The following is a 4631-nucleotide window of genomic DNA, read 5'->3' on the forward strand; positions in this document are numbered from 1 at the left end:
GGGCCGGGCGGCCGGGGCCGCGGGGCGGCGTAGCGCGCCGGCGGCGGCGGGGGGGGGGGGGGGGGGGGGGGGGGCGGGGGGGGGGGGGGCGCCCGGGGGGGGGGGGGGGGGGGGGGGCCCGCCCCCCCCCCCCCCCCCCCCCCCCCCCGGCGCGGGAGTCCGTTCTTCGGTTGTTTATGTAGGTTTGTTCGGTTGGTATCAGTCTTGAGGCATCAGTCCGGCGTGGGGTCGGTTGTGTCTGCGGAACGTGGTTTCCTGCTGGGGTGCTTACGGTGGGGTCCGGCGGTGGTGCGGGTGTCGGCGTAGGTCCAGATGTCGGCGCGGCGGTACAGGCGGCGCAGCCGGCCGCTGGGGAGTTGTTCTTCTTCAGCTGGCTGTGGCCAGCCGCGCGGCATGCGTTTGGGGTGGTGGGCGAGGCTGACGGGTGTGACGCCGAGGACGCGGGCGGCTTCTGCCAGAGTGAGGAGGTCGTCGGGGTTGCCGCTGCGGTCGGCGTGGATCTCGCGTCGCTGGGTGCGTTTTTTGTAGTCGGCGTACCAGGATTCCCACTGGTCGTGGTCCCAGTACATGACGCGGTCCAGTGTTTTGACGGGTGCTGGATGTTCGTTTTCTTCCCGCAGTGCCCACAGGCGCTCGAGGGTGCTGCGGGCAAGGCCGTGGCGTTCTTGGAGGTCGTTGCGTGTGACCAGGCCTGCCGTGTTCTGCCGTTGCTGGTACCAGTGGTCCCATTCGGCTGCGTCCCAGACCAGTTCCCGACCGACTTTGCCGACCGCTTCGGGGTGGCCGGTCCATCGGCGGTTGCGGTACCACTCTTCCAGCGGGGAGAGCGCCATGCCGTATTTGGTCATCAGGTCACGGCGGGTGTAGACCTCGCGGTCCTCAAGTGTGGTCACGGTGGTTGTTCCGTTCTGGTGGTTGAGGGGGCGAGCGGCGGACGGCAACGCACCGCCTGGCTCAGGCCTGGTCATTGGTTAGAATGCTGGTGTCGCTTCCCGGATTGGGCTTGCTGATTGCGCCCTCGGGCCGGGAAGCGTAGGGCGGCTGGCGGGCTGCCAGCGTTTTTCCCGCCAGCCGCCCGATCCTCTCAGTTTCCTTAATTGTGCCATCTTCTGTGTTTCGTTGAGGCTGTCGCCCCGCAGGGGCATTCTTTGCCGCACCGCAGGTGCATGGGCTGTCGCGCCCCCGCGGGGCGTGTCCGCGGTCCGGTGCCCGGAGGGACTGGGCTGGAGCGCCAGCGGAAGCCCAGGCCCGCAGGAGACGCGCCGGACCACCAGCACAGCCGCCCCGCAGGGGCGTCCTTTTCCCGGCCGGCGTCGGCCGGGCCGGCACCGAAGGTGCCTGAAAAGGAACTGTCGCCCCGTAGGGGTGCCCTTGGTCCGGTGCCCGGAGGGACTGGGCTGGAGCGCCAGCGGAAGCCCAGGCCCGCAGGAGACGCGCCGGACCACCAGCACAGCCGCCCCGCAGGGGCGTCCTTTTCCGCGTCGGCAGGTGCATGGGCAGGCGCACCCCCGCGGGGCGCGTACCTTTGCGCACCGGGCGGGTGGCCCCTGGGGCGGGAATCCGCCCCAGGGGCCACCCGGTCAGCTCAGACGTTCGGCAGGGTGATGGAGCGGGCGGTAACCCTGATCTCGCGTACCCACACCGTCTTTTCCTTCTTGGTTGTCTCGTCGATCACGGAAACCGGGTAGTTGAGAAGCTCGATGTCCGACGGGTCGACAGTCACGAGCGCCCGAGCCTTCGGAACGTCCTTGAAGCCCTCGGGGAAGGCGTCGGCCAGTACCTGAGCGTCCTTGCCCTTGGCCCAAACCGTGAATTCGCGCTTCTCCGTTGTCGTGATGTAGTCGTCCACCTCGACTTCAGCGATGATCATGAGGACGAACTTGACGTGGAAGTTGCCTCCTTCGTCGTGCCCTGTTTTGAGGCCCCGCTTGGGGTCGATGTACCCCGTCATAGGCCCCCCGAAGCTGGTGGTGGTGACGGCTGCGGCCTTGGGCTGGGTGACTGCCATGTTGTCCTCTTCCGTTTGCTTCTCGGGCTGACTGTCGGGGGTTCTGCCTAAACCCTTTCGACATCGCTAATAATGTCAGCTATTTGCTGCGGTGTCTGTGATCTGGGACACATCGAGCGAGGTCTACAATGTGACCTGCGCCACATCAACCCAGATAGGAGCTGCACCTGACAAACCGTCAGGAGGGGTTGGGGGAGTGTTTGACCGGGAGGTGGCCGGGCGGGCCGGGGCATGAGCAGGGGGCCATTACACTTGTACCAATGGAGAGGGCTGTGCCCTCACCGCGACGCCAGTCGGGCACTCGGCCCCCTGTTCTTGCCCCGGGAGGGACCCGCCCGGACGCCTCCCGGTTAAAGACTCCCTCGGCCCCGACCCACAGACACACCCACCCCATCCCGCCAGCAGCCCGCAGTTGTCGCCGGGAGGAGCAGGACAGGCGCCGTCGGCTGCGGAGACTGGTAGCGGTCTGTCACCTCGGCGATACAGAAGCGTGGTTAGTCGCGTACGACGACGCAGTCGGTCAGACGGCGGGCAACCTCCGTGAGTGTCAACCAGCCGCACAGCGTTCGTCCGTCGGCCGATCCTTTTCCGCACCGCACCCTCCTGGGGGCGGGCGTTCCCGCCCCCAGGAGGGGACACGCGGTCAGTCCGTGATGCCCGGCAGCTTGATCGAGCGGGCGCGGATGCACCACTCCGGCTGACGGCCCTCGTAGTCAAGGTACTCGTCCGCGATTTCGACAGTCACCCTCACCTTTTCAAGGGCAATCTTCTCGCGTTCGGAGAAGACATCGAGCAGCATCTGAGCATCCTTGCCCTGGGTCCACACGGTGAACTCGCGCGGTTCAGGCACGCCGAAGTACTTGCCCTGGGCGAAGACCACGAGGGTGAACGCAACGTGCAGGTCGGTGGTGTCGGGTCCGGCGGTGAAGCCCAATCGGATGTCAGTCTGCGCCTCAAGCCCATGCCCGGGATGGATGTAACCGGTCTTCTCGCCGAAGCTGGTTGCGGTTACGGCCGTGGCGGCTGACTGCTCGGGCGTCATGTGTTCCCTGCTTTCTTCGAGTGCTTCTCGGGCTGCCGTCCGGGGCCTCTGCCCGACCCCTTTCGACATCACTAATTATGCCATCTCTCAGGCCGAAGTGGGCGTGTTCGGTGGCACTCGAGGTGCGAGAAATGTGATCTACATCACGCGATCCCCGTTGGTCCGACACCTGACCAGTCGTCAGGAGGGGTTGGGGGAGTGTTTGACCGGGAGGTGGCCGGGCGGGCCGGGGCATGAGCAGGGGGCCATTACACTTGTACCAATGGAGAGGGCTGTGCCCTCACCGCGACGCCAGTCGGGCACTCGGCCCCCTGTTCTTGCCCCGGGAGGGACCCGCCCGGACGCCTCCCGGTTAAAGACTCCCTCGGCCCCGACCCACAGACACACCCCGTTCAACCGGTAGTCGGCCCTCTTCACAGCCCGCCAGCCCCGCCCCGAGGTGAAGGACCACGGCGGCGCGCACGTCGCAGACCCCCGTAAGGCGCCGCAAACACCTGCCACACGGAGGGGTTCACTGGCTCCTGGTCAACCATGGCTCAACGGCGGTAAGGCACAGCGACATGGCGAGGCCGCCGAAAGAGGAACAGCGCGAAGTACCCCCGCCTGTAAGGGACCTGTCTCCGGGCTAAGGGCACAGCTGCCACGGAAGCGGCCTTGAGTCAGCGGGGCACCTTGCCATAGGCCGCTCACCGACCCGACTGCGGCTCCGCCAGAGTACGCACTCACCAGCAGTTGCACCCCGCTGCGGGACGAACAGCCAGGGCCGAGACCACCACTCACACACTGCTGCAATGCAGAACCGGCGAAGACCCTGCCACATTAACCTCTACGGGCGGGGCTGGACCTGGCTTCGACGTTGACAATCGGCCCCACCGAATTGGCCATCGCTGGCGCCCACGGGTGTTCGATAACGGTCTGCGACGGCCCCACTCCATGGCCGTACCCGCACGTGATCGGCAGTGGGGCCGCTTCAAGACGTCACTTGTTGCTCGTCATCCGGGTGGGGCCAGGTGGCCAATATTGAGGGGCCGCTGAACCACGTCCGGGCCATGGACTCAACACACTCCCACAACGACCCAACATCACATGGCTCGTGCACGCTATGGTCACTCAGGGGCCGGACTATGCACCTCCCTGTAGGCTCACTTCGTTCGCCGAGTCTGCCTCACCACAGGTGCGCCAGGATTCGCCGACGCACAAAGGCAATGGCGCCCAAGAAAAAGCCACACATGAACCCCTGTCGCGCTGCCTGCGAGCGAATGGCGTTCCCCCAGCGCCCCTGACCTTCACAGCCCCGCTGATCCCGTCGGTGCCTGATCGATGATGCCCGCTGGCCTGCAGTCCTGACCACCCCTCCCAGCACCCCTAATCAACATCGCCATACAGTGGGACGCTCCGCTTCTAATCCACGCCGCCACGCACGCGGGGCTCCGCGTAGCTGAGCCCTCCGGCGCGGAGCGCCGGCGCTTCGCTGCCGTTGCGCGAGGCGCAACGGCAGCACGCGCCGAAGGCGCGCCGGCCCTGGTGCCGCAGGCATCCAGGCCGACACCCACCGGCCCGCACCACCCCAAGGACGGCGCC

The 4631-nt window shown here is 67.0% G+C and carries 3 protein-coding genes; all 3 read right to left on the reverse strand.

Annotation, left to right across the window (positions count from 1 at the left end; genetic code table 11):
• Positions 1 to 212: 212 nt before the first annotated feature.
• Positions 213 to 893: a hypothetical protein gene (locus ACF1GV_RS36915; protein WP_391690158.1), complete on the reverse strand. Its 681-nt coding sequence runs from the start codon at positions 891 to 893 to the stop codon at positions 213 to 215.
• Between the two features lie 692 nt (positions 894 to 1585).
• Positions 1586 to 2008 (reverse strand): hypothetical protein, encoded by a 423-nt coding sequence (locus ACF1GV_RS36920; protein WP_391690161.1) that lies wholly within the window; start codon positions 2006 to 2008, stop codon positions 1586 to 1588.
• Positions 2009 to 2651: 643 nt separating this feature from the next.
• Positions 2652 to 3050 (reverse strand): hypothetical protein, encoded by a 399-nt coding sequence (locus tag ACF1GV_RS36925; RefSeq protein ID WP_391690164.1) that lies wholly within the window; start codon positions 3048 to 3050, stop codon positions 2652 to 2654.
• Between the last annotated feature and the right edge of the window lie 1581 nt (positions 3051 to 4631).

The organism is Streptomyces sp. NPDC014006, assembly GCF_043088925.1.
Classification (GTDB): domain Bacteria; phylum Actinomycetota; class Actinomycetes; order Streptomycetales; family Streptomycetaceae; genus Streptomyces.